Annotated in this window: 20 protein-coding genes; 6 read left to right on the forward strand and 14 right to left on the reverse strand. The window is 63.4% G+C overall.

From position 1 onward, the window contains the following. The first annotated feature begins 11 nt into the window (after positions 1 to 11). Both ACXAG8_RS12590 and ACXAG8_RS12595 read left to right on the forward strand, forming a co-directional pair. A complete protein-coding gene (locus ACXAG8_RS12590) occupies positions 12 to 722 on the forward strand; it encodes an AzlC family ABC transporter permease (protein ID WP_475225480.1) in 711 nt (236 codons plus the stop codon). Beyond that, positions 719 to 1,051, forward strand: a complete 333-nt coding sequence (locus ACXAG8_RS12595) for an AzlD domain-containing protein (RefSeq protein ID WP_475225486.1) — start codon at positions 719 to 721, stop codon at positions 1,049 to 1,051. Before ACXAG8_RS12590 ends, ACXAG8_RS12595 begins: the two co-directional genes overlap by 4 nt. Here ACXAG8_RS12595 and ACXAG8_RS12600 read toward each other — a convergent pair. The 7 genes from ACXAG8_RS12600 to ACXAG8_RS12630 all read right to left on the reverse strand — a co-directional run bounded on the left by ACXAG8_RS12600 (position 1,040) and on the right by ACXAG8_RS12630 (position 7,564). Next, entirely contained in the window at positions 1,040 to 1,672 is a 633-nt protein-coding gene (locus ACXAG8_RS12600) for a hypothetical protein (protein WP_475225489.1), read from the reverse strand. The genes ACXAG8_RS12595 and ACXAG8_RS12600 overlap by 12 nt on opposite strands. Before the next feature lie 18 nt (positions 1,673 to 1,690). Next, a complete protein-coding gene (locus tag ACXAG8_RS12605) occupies positions 1,691 to 1,825 on the reverse strand; it encodes an aa3-type cytochrome c oxidase subunit IV (RefSeq protein WP_170415165.1) in 135 nt (44 codons plus the stop codon). Positions 1,826 to 1,892: 67 nt separating this feature from the next. Next, positions 1,893 to 2,465, reverse strand: coding sequence for a hypothetical protein (locus ACXAG8_RS12610; protein ID WP_475225499.1), 573 nt, complete (start codon positions 2,463 to 2,465; stop codon positions 1,893 to 1,895). Beyond that, a complete protein-coding gene (locus ACXAG8_RS12615; RefSeq protein WP_475225505.1) occupies positions 2,452 to 4,290 on the reverse strand; it encodes a glycerophosphodiester phosphodiesterase family protein in 1,839 nt (612 codons plus the stop codon). The genes ACXAG8_RS12610 and ACXAG8_RS12615 overlap by 14 nt, the downstream gene beginning before the upstream one ends. 64 nt (positions 4,291 to 4,354) lie before the next feature. Next, complete coding sequence (locus ACXAG8_RS12620) at positions 4,355 to 4,807, reverse strand: DUF6173 family protein (RefSeq protein WP_475225508.1); 453 nt, start codon at positions 4,805 to 4,807, stop codon at positions 4,355 to 4,357. A 7-nt stretch (positions 4,808 to 4,814) separates the two neighbouring features. Next, positions 4,815 to 5,861 carry an MBL fold metallo-hydrolase gene (locus ACXAG8_RS12625; RefSeq protein ID WP_475225511.1) on the reverse strand — a complete coding sequence of 349 codons (1,047 nt, stop codon included), beginning with the start codon at positions 5,859 to 5,861 and terminating at the stop codon, positions 4,815 to 4,817. Further along, on the reverse strand, positions 5,861 to 7,564 hold the full coding sequence (locus ACXAG8_RS12630; protein WP_475225518.1) for an acyl-CoA dehydrogenase: 1,704 nt from the start codon (positions 7,562 to 7,564) through the stop codon (positions 5,861 to 5,863). The genes ACXAG8_RS12625 and ACXAG8_RS12630 overlap by 1 nt, the downstream gene beginning before the upstream one ends. A 133-nt stretch (positions 7,565 to 7,697) precedes the next feature. On the opposite strand from ACXAG8_RS12630, the gene ACXAG8_RS12635 reads away from it, so the two are divergent. Beyond that, on the forward strand, positions 7,698 to 8,648 hold the full coding sequence (locus tag ACXAG8_RS12635) for an L-threonylcarbamoyladenylate synthase (RefSeq protein ID WP_475225521.1): 951 nt from the start codon (positions 7,698 to 7,700) through the stop codon (positions 8,646 to 8,648). An 8-nt stretch (positions 8,649 to 8,656) separates the two neighbouring features. Here ACXAG8_RS12635 and ACXAG8_RS12640 read toward each other — a convergent pair whose 3' ends face one another. Continuing rightward, positions 8,657 to 9,211, reverse strand: a complete 555-nt coding sequence (locus ACXAG8_RS12640) for a YqgE/AlgH family protein (protein WP_475225524.1) — start codon at positions 9,209 to 9,211, stop codon at positions 8,657 to 8,659. A gap of 144 nt (positions 9,212 to 9,355) precedes the next feature. On the opposite strand from ACXAG8_RS12640, the gene ACXAG8_RS12645 reads away from it, so the two are divergent. Both ACXAG8_RS12645 and ACXAG8_RS12650 read left to right on the forward strand, forming a co-directional pair. Then, positions 9,356 to 10,168, forward strand: coding sequence for a protein-disulfide reductase DsbD domain-containing protein (locus ACXAG8_RS12645; protein ID WP_475225527.1), 813 nt, complete (start codon positions 9,356 to 9,358; stop codon positions 10,166 to 10,168). A gap of 4 nt (positions 10,169 to 10,172) precedes the next feature. Then, positions 10,173 to 10,628 carry an NUDIX hydrolase gene (locus ACXAG8_RS12650; RefSeq protein WP_475225531.1) on the forward strand — a complete coding sequence of 152 codons (456 nt, stop codon included), beginning with the start codon at positions 10,173 to 10,175 and terminating at the stop codon, positions 10,626 to 10,628. Here ACXAG8_RS12650 and ACXAG8_RS12655 read toward each other — a convergent pair. From ACXAG8_RS12655 to ACXAG8_RS12680, 6 genes are all read right to left on the reverse strand, one after another. Further along, positions 10,595 to 13,996 carry an efflux RND transporter permease subunit gene (locus ACXAG8_RS12655; protein WP_475225538.1) on the reverse strand — a complete coding sequence of 1,134 codons (3,402 nt, stop codon included), beginning with the start codon at positions 13,994 to 13,996 and terminating at the stop codon, positions 10,595 to 10,597. The genes ACXAG8_RS12650 and ACXAG8_RS12655 overlap by 34 nt on opposite strands. Positions 13,997 to 14,001: 5 nt before the next feature. Continuing rightward, positions 14,002 to 15,450 carry an efflux RND transporter periplasmic adaptor subunit gene (locus ACXAG8_RS12660; RefSeq protein WP_475225544.1) on the reverse strand — a complete coding sequence of 483 codons (1,449 nt, stop codon included), beginning with the start codon at positions 15,448 to 15,450 and terminating at the stop codon, positions 14,002 to 14,004. Between the two features lie 106 nt (positions 15,451 to 15,556). After that, entirely contained in the window at positions 15,557 to 16,099 is a 543-nt protein-coding gene (gene moaB, locus ACXAG8_RS12665; protein ID WP_475225551.1) for a molybdenum cofactor biosynthesis protein B, read from the reverse strand. A 6-nt stretch (positions 16,100 to 16,105) separates the two neighbouring features. Continuing rightward, positions 16,106 to 16,726: a LysE family translocator gene (locus tag ACXAG8_RS12670; protein WP_475225558.1), complete on the reverse strand. Its 621-nt coding sequence runs from the start codon at positions 16,724 to 16,726 to the stop codon at positions 16,106 to 16,108. Next, complete coding sequence (locus ACXAG8_RS12675; protein ID WP_475226670.1) at positions 16,723 to 17,322, reverse strand: metallophosphoesterase family protein; 600 nt, start codon at positions 17,320 to 17,322, stop codon at positions 16,723 to 16,725. The genes ACXAG8_RS12670 and ACXAG8_RS12675 overlap by 4 nt, the downstream gene beginning before the upstream one ends. Next, positions 17,319 to 18,086: a uracil-DNA glycosylase gene (locus tag ACXAG8_RS12680; protein ID WP_475225567.1), complete on the reverse strand. Its 768-nt coding sequence runs from the start codon at positions 18,084 to 18,086 to the stop codon at positions 17,319 to 17,321. The genes ACXAG8_RS12675 and ACXAG8_RS12680 overlap by 4 nt, the downstream gene beginning before the upstream one ends. A gap of 85 nt (positions 18,087 to 18,171) precedes the next feature. On the opposite strand from ACXAG8_RS12680, the gene ACXAG8_RS12685 reads away from it, so the two are divergent. Beyond that, positions 18,172 to 18,819 carry a scavenger receptor class F, member 2 gene (locus ACXAG8_RS12685; protein ID WP_475225574.1) on the forward strand — a complete coding sequence of 216 codons (648 nt, stop codon included), beginning with the start codon at positions 18,172 to 18,174 and terminating at the stop codon, positions 18,817 to 18,819. Positions 18,820 to 18,832 lie beyond the last annotated feature (13 nt).

An 18,832-nucleotide genomic window follows, 5' to 3' on the forward strand; every position in this document is an offset into this window, starting at 1 on the left:
AGGATTTCAGCATGGTCTACACCACAGACAAGTCATTTTTCTGGAAAGGGTTTCGCGACGGCGCCCCGTTCGTTCTGGTCGCGATCCCGTTTGGGACCCTGTTTGGCGTCTTTGCCACCGAAGCAGGCTTGTCCGTCGTACAGACCCTTGCCTTTTCCGCCACGGTTTTCGCCGGGGCCGCCCAGTTCACCGCGCTGCAACTGCTTCAGGACAACACGCCCACGGCGATCGTTCTGGCCTCGGCGCTGGCGGTCAATCTGCGGGTGGCGATGTATTCCGCCTCGCTGACGCCGTTTCTGGGGGCCGCCCCGATGTGGCAAAGAGCCTGCGCAGCCTACCTGACCGTCGATCAGTCCTATGCCTGCTCGATCATGCAGTTTGAAAAAGAACCCAAGATGTCCGTGCCGCAACGCATGGCCTATTTCTTTGGTTCGGTCACACCGATCACGCCGCTTTGGATATTGGCCACATATCTTGGGGCAGTCCTGGGTGCGCGCATCCCGGACAGCTGGGCGCTGGACTTCGCCCTGCCGATCACATTCCTGGCCATGATCGGCCCGATGATGCGCACGCTGGCGCATGTGATCGCCGCGCTGGTGGCCATCGTCGTCGCCCTGTTGACCGTATCCGTTCCGTTCAACCTGGGCCTGTTGATCGCAGGGGCGGCCGGGATGGTCGCAGGGGCACAGGCAGAACGTATGCTGGAGCGCAGATCGTCATGACCCAAATCGACCCGACCACCATGTGGATCGTCATAATCGGACTGGCAATCGGCAGTTTCGCCCTGCGCTTTGTCTTTATCGGCTTTGTCGGCGACCGGGCCATGCCCGCATGGCTGCTGCGGCACTTGCGCTATACCGCGGTTGCCATCATTCCGGCGCTGATCGCCCCGCTGGTCGTCTGGCCCACGGCAACCGAAGGGCAACCCGATATGCCCCGGATGGCCGCCGCTGCCGTTGCGCTGTCGGTCGGAGTGCTGACAAAGAACGTGATCGCCGCCATCCTGACCGGGGCGGCAACACTGTACGGGCTGCTGTACCTATTGGCCTGAGGCCGCTTCCAGCTGGTTCAGCCGGGCATTGTTCGCGGCCAGTCCGGCCTGAAGGTCCGCATCGTCGGATTCACGGTATTCCGTTGTCCGGACGCCGGGCAACTGGCCGAATTGATCCGCAAGCTTGACCGGGTAGAACGTCGTCTTGATCTGCTCGAACCCCGGAACCTGCTGCAACAGGCGCGAGGTCGAATTGGCGCAATAGGCACCCGGTACCGGCCCCATCTGCTTGGCCAGACGCAAGGCGGTTTCAGCTTGTTGCGGCGAGACTTCGATCGTCTGGATACGCGCATAATGCGTTTCCCGCGCGTGGGCGCTGCGATAGGCGCGCTCGACCTCGGGCGTGATGCCGTACAAAACGTCATCCTTGACGGGAACCACATCCGCACGGAACGATCCCGCTGGGTCAAATATGACCCGCTCGCTGCCACCGATCATCAACGAGGTATGCGCACCAGACCCCGTTCGGGTGCTGATCATCGTATAGAGCGTCAGCGTAGACGGCCCCGGATCGCGGTAAGATCTGGCCACGATCTCGGATTGATCGGCCTGCGGGCGTTGAGAGCCGGCGCAGCCGGCCACGGTCACTGCCAACAGGCAGGCAAGAACAATCCTGATCACGGTAAGTCCCGTTCCGGGTTAAGCGGCGAAAACCGCCAGGAAAAGGCACAGGAACGCAATAGCGACCACACACCATGTGGTGGCCTTGATGAACCCGTCAAAGGTCTTGGTTTGAACGGTAATGTCCATTTCGCCGTGCTTGTGTTCAGCCATGTCAAAAGAATCCCAATTCGCGTGTTTGAGATGTTGGATAATCGAAAAACCCGGCCCTGTCACGACGTCATTCGCGCGCAGGGCCACCCGATGCGAACACCGAGCATCCGGGATACCCGAACCCCCACCGCCAGGGCAGCCCCGTGCAGGGCCCCCCGCCGAACCGAACCGCCATATACATGGCCTCGGCCGTTATGGAATGGGCCGAGCGGATCTGGTCGGGCGTCATATCATACCGGACAGCATAGTCGTCGGCATGTGTGTCACCATGCGCCCGGACACAGGCGCGCAGCTCTTGATCGGCGTGCAGGCGGGCATCAAAGCTGTCGTCTGCATCCTGCGCGCCTGCGGCATTGTGATAGGCCCTGTCGTGGATCACGCAACAGCCCTCCCACGGGGGGTGGGCCTCGTACAGTTCGGCAAAGCCCGGGAACGTGTCCGCCACCACTTGCCAGCTGGCCGACATGCCACCCGAACAACCATCGGTTTCAAAGGGTGACAATGTGGACGGGTCGATATCGTTCATCAGGGCCCGGTGCCCCGGCATCTCGATACTGCGCATAACATCCTGCGCCGGGGCCGGGGACGCGGCGCATCCCAGGCAGGCCGCAAGGGCAAGCGTCAGGTTACGGGCTGTCATCACGCATCCCTTCGGTATCGACAGACAGGCCAAAGGCCGTTGCCAGCCACAGCAGCAACCGTTCGGCAGGCCCCATCCCGGCGCGCACGCGCAAAACCTCGCGCGCCATTGCCGGGTGGTCGGTGATCAGGCCGTCCACGCCCATCGACGCCAGCGAGGACATTTGCAGCGGGTCATTCACGGTCCAGGCATAGATGTCTTTTCCGGCCTCATGAACCGACCGGATCAGTCCGGGCGTCACCATGCCCGCGTTCACCGCCACGAAATCTCCGTCCAGACCCGACAGGTCGCCCACCGCCGTGGCCGCCAGAACCCCGGCCCGCCAATCCGGGCGCAAGGCTTTCATCTTTTGCACCGCAGGGTATTTCAACGACATCGTCGCGATATCGTCCTGCATCCCGAATTCTTCGACAATCGCTGCAACGCGGTTTTCCAGATCGACGTCGTGGCCATAGTATTTCAGCTCGATAATGACCTTTGCGCGCCCCTTGGCCGCAGCCAGGACATCCCGCAATGTCGGGCTGCGTTCCGACGCATATTGGGGGTCGAACCAGCTGCCGATGTCGATTTGGGCGACATCCTCCATCGTTGCGTCCCAAACCTTGATGTTGACACCGGCCAGCTTCATGAAATCGCTGTCATGGGCCACGATGACAACGTCATCCGCGGTTTCCTGCACGTCGATCTCGACCCAGTCCGCGCCGTCTTCAATTGCCTTGATCACGGATGCCATGGTGTTTTCCGGCCGCAGCGCCGCGGCGCCCCGGTGACCGATCACATCCGCATGATCGGGGGCCTGGACCCTTTCCAGCAAGTCCTGACCGAACCATATACCGACAACAACGGCGACCGCAGCCGCCGCAACGGTGGCCAAAAGCGGCGCTCGCAGGTTCTTTGGGTCCGGGTGGGGAATACGCGCATCGTCGGTCTTGAAGAACCCGTCCAGCAGCACGGCCAGTGCGCCCAGCGCCAGCGCCGCCAACACAAGCCCGGCCAGCGACCAAAGGCCCGCAACGCCCAGGCTGAGGGCCAGCGCCAGCCTCAGGTTCGCGCCCTGTTGCAGGGGAACAAGCGCGAACAATCCACTGGCGACGGCGGCAATCGCTGCCGCAATTGCCAGACGCAGCCCAAGCCAAAGGACAAGCTCTAGCTTAAGGCGGCCGCGCCTGCCCTCCATGCGTCGGGCGCTTTCGGCGAATGCCGCTGATGGCGCGCAGCGTTCGAACAACACCAGGTGCAAGGCCAGTGCCCAGGCCGACAGGCGGCGGATCAACACCCATGCCAGCGCCAGCACAACCAGGCCGATCAACACGACCGCCACCTTGAAGGCAGGTGGGTGAAAAGTCAGGTAGTAGTTGATGTCGTATTCCGTCAGCGCCCACCATGCGATGGCCGCCGCCACGGCGGCAAAGGGCAGCGCCAGAACCAACACCCGCAGGATGAAACGCAGCGCAAAGCCGAACAAGGCCGGAAGCCGCGACAGGATCAGCCGCAGGGCCGAACCACCTGCGCGCCACGGGTCAGGCTCGTGCATTCTGAGCGAACCAGCCATCACCGAGAACACGAAAACCTCGGCCAGCAGGAACAGGCTTGCCACAAGGACCGCGGCGCAGAACCCCGCCGGAGACAGGATGAACATGGCAATGTCCTGATCGGTCAGCGCCGCCTGATCCGACAGCGACACCGCCAGATTCACGGCAACCGCCACGCCGGGCGCAATCAGCGCGACCAGCAGCAGGCGCACCGCGATATAGATGGGCACAAAGACCCGCCGGCGTGACCACGCACCAGCATAGGCGCTTGTAACGGTTGAAAAATAGCTCACACGGCATCCTCCTGAATGGCTGTGCCATTCAAGGCCGCGCGGGCCTCAATTGCAAGATGCGACGTCAGCCGTCGTCGAGGTTGCCAGCCAGGCGAAATCCGATGCGGTTGGCTGGCTTGTCCTCAACCGGTTTCGGCAGGGCGCGCAGCATCACGTTCAACTGGCTGACATGCTGCACCAGTTGTGTCCTGGCCCCGGTGGCGTCCGATCCGTAAAAGGTGATGACATCCGGGTCGAAATACCCCATGCCCTCGATCCGCATGACCCCGGCATCCCCGCCGGTAAAGCCCATGGCGACCTCGTGATTGGCATCCAGTGTCTTTTCGAAATTCTGGATATACAGGATCAACCGTTCATAGGCCCATTGGGCCGGGCTTTTGCTGGCCACCGGTTGCTGCATATTCGCAGGCAGCACCTTGGTGCCGGACTGTCCGTCCTGACCGGCATGAACCTCATAACACTTGGGCAGGGCGGCGGCCTCGGCGGCCTCGGCAGAGGTTTCGATCTTGTCCTGCATTCTGTCCCTACCCTTTGCGCTGATACACCCAAGCCCCGTCCGCGCGTCGCGTCCGGGTCACCGACCCAATGTGGTAAAGATGGTTAACATGTGCAACCGCTTCGACCAGCGCAAGACCATATTCACCCTCGCGTATGGTGCGCTTGAACAGGGGAGCAAAACACTCGGCGGCCGATTTCGGGGTGCCCAGATCGTCAAGCAGACGGGCAAGCGCGCCGTGGTGATTGTCGATCAACTGGCGCATCCGCGTCGGCAGACCGCCAAAGGGCAGCTTGTGCCCGCCCAGGGCCAGGTGATCCGGTTTGGCCAGCGCCTCAAGCCGTTCGCAGGCATCCAACCACTCGGCCACGGGGTCGGCCATCGGTTCGGTGACATAGACGCCCAGATTGGGGCTGATCGAGCTGAGAACCTGATCGCCGGTGATCACAAGATTGTCGTCGCGGCTCCAGAATGTTGCGTGTTCCGGCGCATGGCCGTTGCCCATGTGAACGTCCCAGTCGCGGCCACCCATCCGGATAACGTCACCCTGCTTGATCCGGGAAAAGCCCAGCGGCATCGGATAGACCACGTCGGCAAAGTTGAAGGGGCGCTCGGCCATCCGTTTGGCCAGAACATCGGACGCCATGCCCGCGCTGCGGTAATAGTCGATGGTTTCGCCGGGCCAGCTGTCCTGAACATCCAGGGTCAGCATGCGGGCAAACAGCCAGGCGGTCCGGCTGGCCACCAGCTCGGCACCGTGTTCCGACTGAAACCATCCGGCATTTCCGACATGATCGGGGTGGTGGTGGGTTACCACGACCCGGGTAACCGGCTTGCCCTTCAGCGGTCCGTCCAACAGGGTCTGCCAGATCGCGCGGGTCTTTTTCGACGACAGCCCGGTATCGACGATCGTCCAACCGTCACCGTCATCCAGCGCATAGACATTGACGTGATCCAGCGCCATCGGCAGCGGCAGGCGAAGCCACAGGACACCCTCGGCGACCTCGACCGCGCAACCGGCCTCGGGCGGGTCGGACCATGGATGGCGGATCGCCGCAGAGGTCATGCCATCCATCAGGACGCCAGCTCGTCAATGTCCAGGGCGAACAGGTCATGCGCCCCCGCCTGGGCCCGCGCCAGAAGGCCCGCATACTCGGGCAGCAGCGCGTTGATATAGTACCGGGCCAGCTTGGCGCGCGGCCCGGTCGGATCGGCCAAAGCCGCCGTCAGGTGATAATGCCCCCCCAGAACCCGCGAAAAGCCCCCCAGATAAGAGGTGGCACCGGCAAAACGGTCGGCCATGTCGTCCTGTGCCACAAGCCATTCGGTCACTTCCCGCAGGGTTTCGGTGGCTTCCCATACGGGCCCTGCCAGTTCGGGCATTGTTGCGCGCGCACGTTCGGCATGATCTTCGATCTCGTCCAGCAGGCGCGAGGCGGCCTCGCCCCCGTCCATCATCTTGCGCCCCACAAGGTCCATGGCCTGGATGCCGTTGGTTCCCTCGTAGATCGCGGTGACGCGGACATCGCGGTAATATTGCGCCGCTCCGGTTTCCTCGACATAGCCCATGCCGCCATGCACCTGCAGCCCGGTTTCGGCAACACGCATGCCGGTTTGCGTGCCGAACGCCTTGCCGATCGGCGTCAGCAGCGCCGCACGCGCCGACCATTCCGCATCGCCGGTGGCCAGCGCCATGTCAATTGCCTGGGCGTTGGCCAGCATGATCGCACGGGCCGCGAAAGTGTCGGCGCGCATCTCCAGCAGCATCCGGCGCACGTCCGCATGGTCGATGATCGTCCCCGACGGGGTTTTGCCCTGCTTGCGCTCAAGCGCATAGGCCAGGGCGTGCTGATAGGCCCCCTCGGCCGTACCGACGCCCTGCCCGCCGACACCCAGCCGCGCATTGTTCATCATCGTGAACATGGCCGCCATCCCGCCATGCTCTTTCCCCACAAGCCAGCCCGTTGCGCCGTCATACTGCATCACACAGGTCGGCGAGCCGTGAAGGCCCATCTTGTGTTCCAGGGATACGACCTTGAGGTCATTGGCCACGCCCGGATTGCCGTTTTCATCGGGGATGAACTTGGGAACCAGGAACAGCGAAATCCCCTTGGTGCCCGGTACGCCATCCGGCAGACGGGCCAGCACCAGGTGACAGATGTTTTCGCAGAAATCGTTGTCGCCCCACGAGATAAAGATCTTTTGCCCGGTCACCGCATAGGTTCCGTCGCCGTTGGGCACGGCCTTGGATGTCAGCGCGCCAACATCGGACCCGGCCTGCGCCTCGGTCAGGTTCATCGTGCCCGACCATTCGCCCGACATCAGCTTGGGCAGGTACAGGTCCTTCAGCGCGTCGCTGGCATGATGCTCCAGGGCTTCGACCTGGCCCTGGCTCATGAGCGGGGCAAGCTGCAGCGACAGGCACGCCGCGCTCATCATCTCGTTCACGGCCGTGGTGACGGTCATGGGCAGCCCCATGCCCCCGTATTCGGGGTTTCCGCTCATCCCGATCCATCCGCCTTCGGCAATGGCTTTCCAACCTTCGGCATATCCGGGCGATGTCCGCAGCACACCGTTTTCAAGCCGCGCAGGCTGCAGGTCGCCGGGGCGCTGCAACGGGGCCATGACCTCTTCGCACATTTTGCCGGCTTCGGTCAGGATCGCGCTGACCACATCCGGGCTGGCCTCCGAGAAACGCTCGGTGGCGGCTACATCTTTGAACCCGATCACGTTGTTCAGCAGAAATTCGTAATCGGAAACTGGGGCGCGAAATGGCATGATATCCCTCGGCTAACTGTCGAAATGGATGCGTGGGCTTGGAATCCGTATCCCGCGCCTGTATTCATCTGGGCTCGCACGATTACCTACCCGTCCCCATGTTGCAATCAACCAAAACGCGGCGTCACCAACCATGATCCCATACCGCACCCAGAATTTGCCGGCCACGCCGGCAGGTATTGCGCAGGCTGCTGATCTTTTGCGGCAGGGGTTGCTGGTCGCGTTCCCCACCGAAACCGTCTATGGCCTGGGCGGGGATGCCCGCAACGGGCAGGCGGTCGCCGCGATCTATGCGGCCAAGGGACGGCCCAGCTTCAACCCGCTGATCGCACATGTCGCCTCGGCCGAGGCGGCGCAGTGTTATGTCGAATGGACGGACGAGGCCGAGCGTCTGGCCCGCGCGTTCTGGCCCGGACCCCTGTCGCTGGTCCTGCCCCTGCGCGACGGTCACGGGGTGTCTTCGCTGGTGACGGCGGGGCTGGATACGCTGGCGGTGCGGGTTCCGGCCCATCCGACTGCGCGGGCTTTGCTGAATGCGGTTGATGGCCCGGTTGCGGCTCCGTCCGCCAATCCGTCGGGGCGCATCAGCCCCACCACCGCCGATCATGTCCGCGCCGGTCTGGACGGGCGGATATCAGCCATCCTGGATGACGGGCCCTGCGGTGTCGGGCTGGAATCCACAATCGTCGGACTTGCGGGCCAACCGGCGCTGCTGCGCCCCGGAGGGGTTGCGCTGGACCGGATCGAGACCGTTCTGGGCAAAAAGCTGCACCACCACAGCGCCGGTGATCCCTTGTCGGCACCGGGACAGTTGCAATCCCACTATGCCCCTGACGCGCCTTTGCGCCTGAACGCCGCCGCGCCCGAAGGCGACGAGATCCTCTTGGGTTTTGGTCCGGTCGAATGCGATATGAACCTGTCGCGGGACGGAAACCTGTCTGAGGCCGCCGCGAACCTGTTTGCCTGCCTGCACCGGCTGGACCAGACCGCCCGCCCGATTGCGATCAGCCCGATTCCCGATCACGGGCTGGGTGCTGCGATCAACGACCGCCTGCGCCGCGCAGCCGCGCCGCGCGATACCTAGTCACGCGGTCACGCGCGCCCTGCATCCGCCGACAATGTCAGCGGATCGACCCCAAGCGTTGCCAGCGCGGCTTCCCATTTTTCGTCGTCGGGCACGTCGAAGACCAGCTTGGGCGAAGCGTCGGTCGTCAGCCATCCGTTCATAGATATCTCGTCCTCAAGCTGACCGGGGCCCCAGCCCGCATAACCAAGCATCAGCATCGAATTCAGCGGCCCCTGCCCGGCCGCTATGTCTTCCAGAACATCCAGCGTCGCCGTCATGCTGAACCCGTCATTGATCTGCAACGAGTGCAAATTGGCCTCGTAATCCGAGCTGTGCAGGACAAACCCGCGCGACATCTCGACCGGCCCGCCGAAATGCACCAGCCGTTCTCCGACTACGGGAATGCTGCACGCAATGTTGAGCTGGCCCAGCAAGACCTTGACGCGCAGATCGGAGGGTTTGTTGACGATCAGGCCCATCGCGCCGTCATCTCCGTGGCTGCACATGTAAACCACCGAATGGTCAAAGCGTGGATCGCCCATGCCGGGCATCGCGATCAGAAGTTTTCCGGTCAGGTTCATGTGCCTAAACCTCTTGCGTGGGCCGTTCAACAATGGCCCCGCCGACCCGCCCTTGGCAAGGGATCAGCGCCGATTTCCGCAGATTTCAGCGTGGTGAACCGAACGTGACTTGGCATTCGGGGTCGCAGGGCGCATTTATAGGTCATGAACAACCGTTGGAAACACATCGCCGCAACCCTTGCGACACAGCTGTGCCTGGCCGTGCCGGGCATGGCGCAGGGGGTCGAGGGGCTTGTGCAGCTGGATGTCCTGGATGGCGGGAAATCCGACAGCGGGACCTATCTGGGGGCCATTCGACTGACTCTTGCGGATGGCTGGAAAACCTATTGGCGCGCGCCCGGCGATGCGGGCATTCCGCCGCAATTCGACTGGAGCGCGTCGGGCAATGTCGGCGAGGTGTCGATTACCTGGCCTGCGCCGCACGTATTCGACCAAAACGGCCTGCGGTCCATCGGCTATGCGGATCAACTTGTGTTACCCATCGAGATTTCACCGCGAAACCCCGCCAAACCCGTGCGCTTGCGCGGCGAGGTTGATCTGGGCGTCTGCAAGGATGTCTGCGTGCCCGGACAGCTGACATTCGATCACACCCTGAACGCGGATGCCGGGCGTCATCCCGCAATCGCGGCGGCCCTTGCCCAGCGCCCGTTTTCGGCGCGCGAGGCAGGTGTTGCCTCGGCCACATGCCGCCTGTCTCCGACCGCCGACGGCATGCAGATCGAAGCGCGGATCGTCATGCCCCCGGCCGGCGGCGAGGAATTGGCCGTGATCGAGCCCGGCAATCCGGGCCTGTGGGCATCGCAACCCGAGACCCGCAGAAACGGCGACACGCTGATCGCACGGTCCGAGGTCATAAGCGCGGCGGGGGGCGCATTTGCGCTGGACCGCTCTGACGTCAGGATCACGGTCCTCGGGGCCCGGCACGCGGTGGACATTCGCGGATGCGCTGCGGGTTGAACCGGTGAACCGTTCCCCGAAAATCGGTGCTCTGGCGGTGGTTCTGCACGACGCGCAGGTTCTGCTGGTGCAACGCAGCAAGCAGCCCGACAAGGGGCTGTGGGGGTTTCCCGGCGGCCATGTGGAATGGGGCGAAACAGTGCTTGAGGCCGCAGCGCGGGAGTTGCACGAAGAAACCGGCATCCGGGCGCAGCCGCTGCAATTTCTTGGCAACCTGGACCTGTTGCTCCGGGACCAAAGCGGAGAGGTCGGTGCCCATTACCTGCTGGTTGGTGTCGCGTGCCGTTACCTGTCCGGCGTCCCCGTCGCGGGTGACGATGCGCAGGCCGCGCAATGGTTTGCCGTTGATCGTATCCTTGACGGCGACCTGCAGATGAGCGCCCGGGTTCCCGATCTCTTGGAGCAGGCCCTGCGTGCCGAAGGCGGTCAGGCCCCGGCGCGCCCGGAAAGCCGTGCATAAAGCAGGCTGGACACCCCGACCGAAACCGCAACGATCAGCACCGCCCCCATGGCGAACACGCCCAGCCCCATGCGCAAGGCCGACAGGCCATCCGCACCGGGATACAGCCCCGCCAGTACCGATACAGGCGCGCCGGTGACAAATGGCCAGACCATCGTCGTCACCAGCCAGGCCAAAAGAAGCAAGCCCGTTGCCCCAACCGCGGCCTGAACCACACGGTCGGGCGCGCGCAGGGCGCGCCGCATCGCAGTCATCGGGCGCGACAGGTCATGCAGGATTGCCAGCAATGCAGGCACCAAGAGCAGGACCAGGATCATCCCGAAACCCAAACCGTAGACCAGCGTGATCACTGTGGGTTGCAGAAACTGGGCCTGTTGCGACCCTTCGTACAACAGCGGCGTCAGCCCCAGCACCGTGGTCAGGGTGGTCAGCATGACCGGCCGCAACCGGTCGGCTGTTCCTTCCACGATCGACGGCACCAGGCCGCGTTCCTGCTGATACCCGTCAATCGTCGTCACCAACACGATCGAGTCATTGATGATAATGCCCGTCATGCCCAAAAGGCCGACGACCGAGAACATGCTTAACGGTACGTCCCACAGGTAATGGCCCCAGATAGCGCCCACCAACCCGAACGGGATGATCGCCATGACAACCATCGGCCGCAACCAGCTGGCAAAAACCCAGGCCAATACCAGGTAAATACCGGTCAGGCACAGGATCAAACCGGCGCGCGATTCCGACAGAAACTCGTCCTCTTGCTCGCTCAGCCCGGCCAGGCGGAACTCAATCTGCCGCTCGATGGCGATGTCGGGCAGGATTTCTTCGCGCAAGGCGCGACCGATCTCGGCGGCACGCGCGGGGTCATCTTCGGATATGTCCCCGTTTACCGAAATGACCCTAACCCCGTTTTCACGCCGCACGGTGGAAAACCCCGACTTGCGCTCGACCGAAACAATATCGGCCAATGGCACGAAAATCCCGTCGGGCGTCCGCATGAGCGTCCGTTCCAGGAAATCCGCCGTCAATTCGGTTTCAGGCAGTTCGACCCTGATTTCGACGCTGCGCGGCCCGTCGGGGAAGGTTGCCGCCTCGATCCCGTTCAGCCGGTTCCGCAACACGTTGCCCAAGGATTCGATGGTGAAACCCAGCGCCTGGCCCTGGGCCGTCAGATCAAGGATGTATTCTTCCTTGTCATAGGCCAGGTTGTCCTCAAGCGCCGAAACCTCGGGGTATTTGGACAGGGCCGTTCGCAGGTCTTCGGACGCGGCCTTCAGTTCGTTCACATCCGCGCCAAACAGCTGAACATCAATTGCATCCCCACCGGGCCCCGAGCGCCAGCCCCGGAAACTGAGAACCTCGACCTTGGGATGGCGCGGGACGAAATCCTGCAACTCTCCGACAAACTCGAAACTGGAATAGGGGCGCAGGTCGGCATCGATCAACTCGATCGAGATGCTGCCCAGCAAGTCGTCATCCTTGCCTTCGGCCGCCGACAATCCGCGCCCGGCAGAGCCGCCAACCTCGGCCAGGACATAGTCGATCGGGTTTCGGCCGTGGCGCTCTTCGTAGATCGTGCCAAGGTTCTGGGCCGCGTCCTGAAGAATATGCATCATCTCAAGCGTATCGGCGCGGGTGGCGCCTTCGGCCATGATGAAATTGCCGGTCACCGATCCGCGTTCGGGCGCATTGAAGAACCGCCAGTTCACGTCACCACGGATGAACAGCGCAATCTGGCTGGCCAGGATGACGACCATAAAGGCAACCACCACGTAGCGCGCCCAGACGACCCAGGCCACAAGCGGGCGGAAGAGATGGTCACGCACCCACCGGAAGCCGCGATTGACGACCCGGTTCGGCAGGTCGTACCAGTGCTCTTTTGCCGAATGCTTGATGGCATGGGCCATGTGGTTCGGCAGGATCAGAAAACATTCGATAAGCGATGCGATCAGGACCGCAATGACCGTAAAGGGAATGTCGCGGATCAACTCGCCGAACCGCCCATCGACCAAGGTCAGGCCGAAAAAGGCAATCACCGTCGTGATGGTGGCGGCAAAAACCGGCATGGCCATGCGCCGGGCGGCGCGTTCTGCGGCGACTACGGGCGCCTCGCCCAGGCGGCGGGCGCGGAAATCGGCATGCTCGCCCACGACAATGGCGTCATCCACGACGATACCAAGCGTTATGATAAGCCCGAATAGCGAGATCATGTTGATCGACAGCCCGCCGACATACATGAAAGCCACGGCCGCCGACATCGCCACCGGAATACCCGCAGCCACCCAAAAGGCGATGCGGGCATTGAGAAACAGAAACAACAGGCAAACGACCAGCCCAAGCCCGACCAGGCCATTGTCGACCAGGATATTCAGGCGATCGGTGATGGCCTGGGCCCGCGTGCGGATCAGGTCAATCGTGATCCCCTCGGGCAGGCTGGCCTGCATGTCGGCAACTACGTCTTCGACCGTGTGCTGGATGTCGATCGCATCCCCCTGATTGGAACGGTCGACCCGCACCGACATGGCCGGGTTGTCCCCGACAAAATAGCTGCGGTTGCGGGTGACACCCTGGACCGTGATCCGGGCCACGTCACCAACCAGCAGCATGGACCCGTCCGCAAAGTTGCGCAGCGTGATGCGCTCGATCTCTTCGGGGGTGCGCTTTTCGACACCTGTCCTGATCCGGGCATTGGCGCCTGAAACATCCCCCGCCGGGTTCGCGGTAACTTCGGCCGCGATGGCCGAGGCGACTTCGGCCAGGGTGATGTCATTGGCAATCAACTGGGCCGTCGGAACCTCGACCGAAATGCGGGGCGCGGCCAATCCGCGGATCGTGGTTCGGGTGACACCTGCGGCAAACAGGCGGTTGATCAGCTCGTCGGTGAAATTCGCCAGCTGGCCGGGCGCGATCGGGCCGGTTATCACGACATCCGTCACCCGGTCGCGCCAGGCGGACCGCTGGATCACGGGCTCTTCGGCGTCATCGGGCAGGTTGGACACCCCGTCAACGGCGGTCTTTACCTCTTCGACGGCGCGCGACATGTCCCAGTTCGGCTCGAACTCCAGCTCGATGCGCGCATATCCCTCGCGCGAGATCGCTTCGGTGCTTGCGACCCCCTCGACCGCCAACAGCGCCGGCTCAAGGACCTGAACGATGCCATTGTCCACATCCTCGGGGCCCGCCCCGTCCCATGAAACCGCGACGTTGACCTGTTCCAGCACCACGTCGGGAAAGAACTGCGCCCGCATATTGGGCACTGCGGCAAACCCAAGCACCAGCATCACCAGCAACAGCAGGTTGGCAACTGTCCGGTGCCGGGTGAAATAGCTGAGAAGACCGCTTGCCGCGTCGGGGATCTCGCGCATCATGGGATTTATCCCCCGGCCCGTTCTTCAAGGCGGCGCAGCAAGGATGCGGGAACCTTTTCCGCCCCCAACTGCGCGATGACCCGCGCCTTGACGTCTTGGGTCATCCGCGCACTGGCTTCGACCTTTGCGACCAGTTCGGCCCGGCGGGCATCCGTCAGTTCGACAAGATCGGCCCCGGCATCGGCTTCGATCCGCAGTGGGCGCACCCGCACGCCCGATCCCAGCAACGGTGTGCGGCCGATCACGACCTCCCGACCCTCAAGGTTGGGGCCGCGCAGCAGAACCTCGTCGCCCTGTCGGCGCACCAGTTGCACAGCAATGACTTCCAGCCGGTCGTCCTGCCCCAGGACCAGAACGGTGCCCGCGGCATCCAACACGGATGCCGGCAATCGCACGACCTGGTCCAGCGGCTTTTCTTCTACCGACACGGTCACGAAATCGCCCGGCTTGAAACCTGGCGCATCGTTGAGGCGGGCATAGATCAGCCGTCCGGTCTGCCCTTCCCCGGCCGAGCCGCTGTCGCGGCTTATCCGCCCGGTGGCGGTCAGGTCCGTGCCCGTTACTTCAAGCGAGACCGTCACCGGGGCAGCAGTCAGGTCCCCGTTGCCGTCAAGCAACCGCACATACTGCGCCGTCGAGACCCGAAACGCGACCTCAAGCGCGTTGGGGTCCACAAGTTCGGCCAGCTTTTCGTTGGCGGCAACCAGCCTGCCCTCGACCAATGTGACGCCGGTCAGGGTGCCGCTGAACCGGGCCCGGATGGTCATGTCTTCCAGGTCCCTCTCGGCGGCCTCAAGCGTGATGCGCGCCCGTGCCAGCAACGTCGTGGCCTGATCAACGCGGGATTCAGCCTGGGCCAGGGAAATTCGCCGGGCCAGCACCTCTTGGTGCGCGGATGTGGAGGCCAGCTCGGCCTCTTCGACGCTGGCGGTTGCGCCGACGCCGCGGCTTTCCAGGTCGCGCTGACGTTGCAGGGCCCGGTCGCGCAGACCAGCCTGCGCCTCGGCCGCCTTCAACTCGTCTTGCGCCAGCAGCAGCGACCGTTCCGCGTCGCGTTCTTCGAATTGCGCGTCCAGCAGGTCGGAATGGGCGCGGTCCAACGCCGATTGGGCATCTGCGGGGTCAAGCTCGACCAGCATTTCACCGGCCGTGACCACACCGCCATCCTCGAAATCATCAGCCAGCGACAGGACGCGCCCACCCAGCGCCGCCCTCAGCTCCAGCCTGCGGCGACTCTGAATTTCGCCAAACGCCTCAAGATACGGGGTAACCGTTTCCAATTCGGCGGTCTGCAAAGTGACCGCAAAAACACGTTCGCGCGCCTGCGGTGGCTTGCTGTCGCGGGTCAGAACATCCCTGACCGCACCGACGACCAGCTGCGACGCAACAAACAGCAAAGCAAACGTCATGGACGTCAGAAACACACCGACAAGGCTTTGCCTTAGAAATCGCATCGATCAGGTACTCCGGTTGCGTCGGGCTGCCATGCGCAAATGGTAGTCGCGCGATCAAAAATGCCAAGCCACAAAGCGGTTTAGAGTTCTTAAACGTATGAACACTCTACTTCCGTCGCAGATGTTCGTCCAATCTGGGCATTATTTCCACAAAGTTGCAGGGCCGGTGGCGATAGTCGAACTGCTTTACCAGGATTTCGTCCCAGGCGTCCTTGCAGGCACCGGGGCTGCCCGGCAATGCGAACAGGTAGGTGCCCCCGGCAACGCCGCCAGTGGCGCGCGACTGCACGGCAGAGGTGCCGATCTTTTCCATCGAAACCATGGTGAAAACGGTTCCGAACGCCTCGATTTCCTTTTCATAGACGTCCCGATGCGCCTCGACCGTCACGTCCCGGCCCGTCAGGCCGGTGCCGCCGGTCGAAATCACCACGTCGATATCCGGGTCGTTTACCCAGGTACGCAGTTGCGCCGCAATCTCGGCGCGCTCGTCGCGCAGAATCCTGCGATCGGCGACGGCATGGCCTGCCGCTTCGATCCGGTCGACCAATGTCTGCCCCGACCGGTCCTGTTCGATGGCGCGCATGTCCGAAACGGTCAGAACTGCGATGCGAACGGGGATAAAGTCCTTGGTTTCGTCAATCCGAGACATAAGGCGTCAGGCCCTTTCCATTATGGCAAGCCGGATTGCCAGCGCGGCAAATATTCCGCCGCTGACCCAGCCCAATATCCGCGCGGCGCGTCGATTGCCAACCAACACCTGCCCGGCCCGACCCGCAAAAACACCCACCATCGCGTTCACGATGAACCCGCCGGTCGAAATGATTGCCCCAAACGCCAGGAATTGCAGCAGCACCGATCCGGCGGCCGGGTCGACAAATTGCGGGATGAACGCCAGCACAAACAAAATGACCTTGGGATTGGTCAGGTTGACCAGCAACCCGTCGCGAAAGGCAAACCGTGTCGGCCTGCTCGGGGTGTCCTCGGACACCGCGCCACCGCGCAAGGCCCCCCAGGCCAGGTAAAGAAGATAGGCGACGCCGATCCAGCGGATCGCGTCGAACATCCACGGCACCGCCGCGACCGCAGCCCCCAGGCCCAGCCCGGCCAGCATGACGTGGATGAAAGCACCGACCGAGACACCGGCACTGGCTGCCATGGCCGGTCGCGCGCCTGACCGCAAGCCCTGGCCAAAGCAGAACATCATGTCCGCGCCAGGTGTGAAGTTCAGTGCCAGCGCGGCGGGAACAAATGCCAGCAGGGTCACGGTGTCGATCACGCGCCCACCTCGAACCAGTTCACCTTGGGGCCAAGGTTGGCAACCTGGCTGCGCCCCACCGTTCCGCGATACCCCCAACTGTCGTGGATATGGCCGCAGAATACATGCGACGGCTGAATGCGCTCGACCGCGTCGCGCACGGCAACCGAGCCGACCGAGGCGCCCAGCGACGTTGTATCGCCCAAGCCCTTGGGCGGCGAATGCACGACCAGGATATCGGCATCGTGACATCGGCTCAGCAATTCCGTGGCCTCGCCCTCGGTCAGGTCGCAGGACCATTCGCCAAAGGGCGTGACGGGGATACCGTAGCCCAGGCCAAACAGGCGCACCCCGTCAAGCGTCATCGCGGACCCGTGCAGAACATGGGCCCCGTCCGGTGCGGCCTCTGTCAGTTCATCGGCGCTTTCGGCGTTTCCGGGAACCAGAACCAAAGGCGCGGCGATACCCGAAAGCATCTCCATCGCGTCGCGCAGGCCCTGACGCATGTTGCAGTAATCCCCGGCCCCGATGACGATATCCGCATCGGCGCTGGCCGCAACCAAATCCGCCGCCCGGCTGCGTGCCAGGTGCAGGTCGGAAAAGGCCAGAACCTTCACGCGTTGCTCCTTAGCCATGCCTGAAGTTCCAGCAGATCGGCCCAGGCCTGCCGTTTCATCGCTGGCGTGCGCAACAAATCCTGGGGGCGCAACATCGGCAGTACCGGCAGGTCAAAGGCCCGGCCCCATGTGCCGCGCAACCGCGTGATCCCCCGCTTGCCCAGCACCGCCTGGCAACTGATATTGCCCATGGGGATCAGAATATCCGGCGCAGCCAGCCCAACATGCTGTTCCAGAAACGGTGCCATCATGGCAATTTCCTGCGGGTTGGGGTCGCGGTTCTGGGGCGGACGCCATGGCAGGACATTGGTGATATAAACAGTCTCGGACCGGTTCAGGCCGATCGCCGCCAGCATCTTGTCAAGCAGCTGACCGGCCGCCCCGACAAAGGGTTTTCCGGCGCGGTCCTCTTCGCGGCCCGGTGCCTCGCCAATGATCATGACCCGTGCCCCGGGCGCGCCGTCGGCAAAGACCAACTGCCGGGCACCGCGTTTCAGATCACAATGTTCGAATTCGCGCATTGCCGCCTGCAGGGCCTCCAGCGACCCGGCGGCACGCGCGTCCTGCTGTGCCGCCTTGACCGGATCGACCGGGGCCGGTTTTTCCGCGACCGCCTGCGCAGGCACGGCCTTGGCTGCACCCGGCTGCGTGTCGGGCAACGCGTAGCGGTCAACCGGCGCGTCGCCGATTGCCTCGGTCGCGCCCAGTTCCACCTGCCATTCCAGCAGGACCCGTGCCGTGTGATGGTCCAACACCGATTCCATAGGTTCCAATCTAACCGCCTTTGGGCTGAGGGAAAGCGAATAGACCTTGCCATGGCGCTCGGTCGCACCGACCATGAGGGCGACCATGTTGGCGTATTTGCGATTCCTCTTTTTCGGTCTGGTTGTGTTGCTGGCCAGCGGCGTGCCCGCTGTCGCCACTTTTCACGACACCCACGGGACCTGCCGCGCCGGACAGTTTCAGTGCGGAACCGGAAAGTGCTGCTCGGCCGGGCAAAGATGCAGCTTTGACGGCCACTGCATCCCCGCGGGCGGCACCTATTGCGGCGGAGGCCGATCCTGTGGCCCGTTCGAGCGCTGTGTTGCCGGGGGAACCCGCTGCGCACCGGCGAATGCCAATGCCTGTACCTCGCGCCTGGACTGTCCGGGTGGCAGCTTTTGCAACGGGCGCGGCGAATGCGAATATGTCTCGCCGGAACTGGCGCCCCGGTCCGAACGCGACCGCCGCCCCGCGAAACCATGCCCCGACGGGCTGACCTGCGCGCCCGGCGCGTATTGCCTGCCCGGTGGGGGATGTTCCCGCGCGGGGTGGTTCCTGTGCGAAAAAACCGGGTCACAGTGCCGGCCCGGGTTCAAATGCTCGAAAAATCAGGGATGCGTGCCGGTCAAAGCCGTCGATTGCGGCTATGGCATATGGTGCAAACCCGGCGAACTCTGCCTGCCGGACGGCGGATGCAAGAAACAGCCGGACGCCGCGACCGAAGACCAGCCCTAGGTGTTGCCCCGCC

The sequence above is a fragment of the Ruegeria sp. ABD4_443 genome (genome assembly GCF_056160865.1).

Bases quoted from the DNA above. Each gene is read 5' to 3' on its own strand.
- ACXAG8_RS12590 (WP_475225480.1), top strand. From the start codon at position 12: ATGGTCTACACCACAGACAAGTCATTTTTCTGGAAAGGGTTTCGCGAC.
- ACXAG8_RS12595 (WP_475225486.1), top strand. From the start codon at position 719: ATGACCCAAATCGACCCGACCACCATGTGGATCGTCATAATCGGACTG.
- ACXAG8_RS12605 (WP_170415165.1), bottom strand. From the start codon at position 1,825: ATGGCTGAACACAAGCACGGCGAAATGGACATTACCGTTCAAACCAAG.
- ACXAG8_RS12610 (WP_475225499.1), bottom strand. From the start codon at position 2,465: ATGACAGCCCGTAACCTGACGCTTGCCCTTGCGGCCTGCCTGGGATGC.
- ACXAG8_RS12620 (WP_475225508.1), bottom strand. From the start codon at position 4,807: ATGCAGGACAAGATCGAAACCTCTGCCGAGGCCGCCGAGGCCGCCGCC.
- ACXAG8_RS12625 (WP_475225511.1), bottom strand. From the start codon at position 5,861: ATGGATGGCATGACCTCTGCGGCGATCCGCCATCCATGGTCCGACCCG.
- ACXAG8_RS12630 (WP_475225518.1), bottom strand. From the start codon at position 7,564: ATGCCATTTCGCGCCCCAGTTTCCGATTACGAATTTCTGCTGAACAAC.
- ACXAG8_RS12635 (WP_475225521.1), top strand. From the start codon at position 7,698: ATGATCCCATACCGCACCCAGAATTTGCCGGCCACGCCGGCAGGTATT.
- ACXAG8_RS12640 (WP_475225524.1), bottom strand. From the start codon at position 9,211: ATGAACCTGACCGGAAAACTTCTGATCGCGATGCCCGGCATGGGCGAT.
- ACXAG8_RS12645 (WP_475225527.1), top strand. From the start codon at position 9,356: ATGAACAACCGTTGGAAACACATCGCCGCAACCCTTGCGACACAGCTG.
- ACXAG8_RS12655 (WP_475225538.1), bottom strand. From the start codon at position 13,996: ATGATGCGCGAGATCCCCGACGCGGCAAGCGGTCTTCTCAGCTATTTC.
- ACXAG8_RS12660 (WP_475225544.1), bottom strand. From the start codon at position 15,450: ATGCGATTTCTAAGGCAAAGCCTTGTCGGTGTGTTTCTGACGTCCATG.
- moaB (WP_475225551.1), bottom strand. From the start codon at position 16,099: ATGTCTCGGATTGACGAAACCAAGGACTTTATCCCCGTTCGCATCGCA.
- ACXAG8_RS12680 (WP_475225567.1), bottom strand. From the start codon at position 18,086: ATGGAATCGGTGTTGGACCATCACACGGCACGGGTCCTGCTGGAATGG.
- ACXAG8_RS12685 (WP_475225574.1), top strand. From the start codon at position 18,172: ATGTTGGCGTATTTGCGATTCCTCTTTTTCGGTCTGGTTGTGTTGCTG.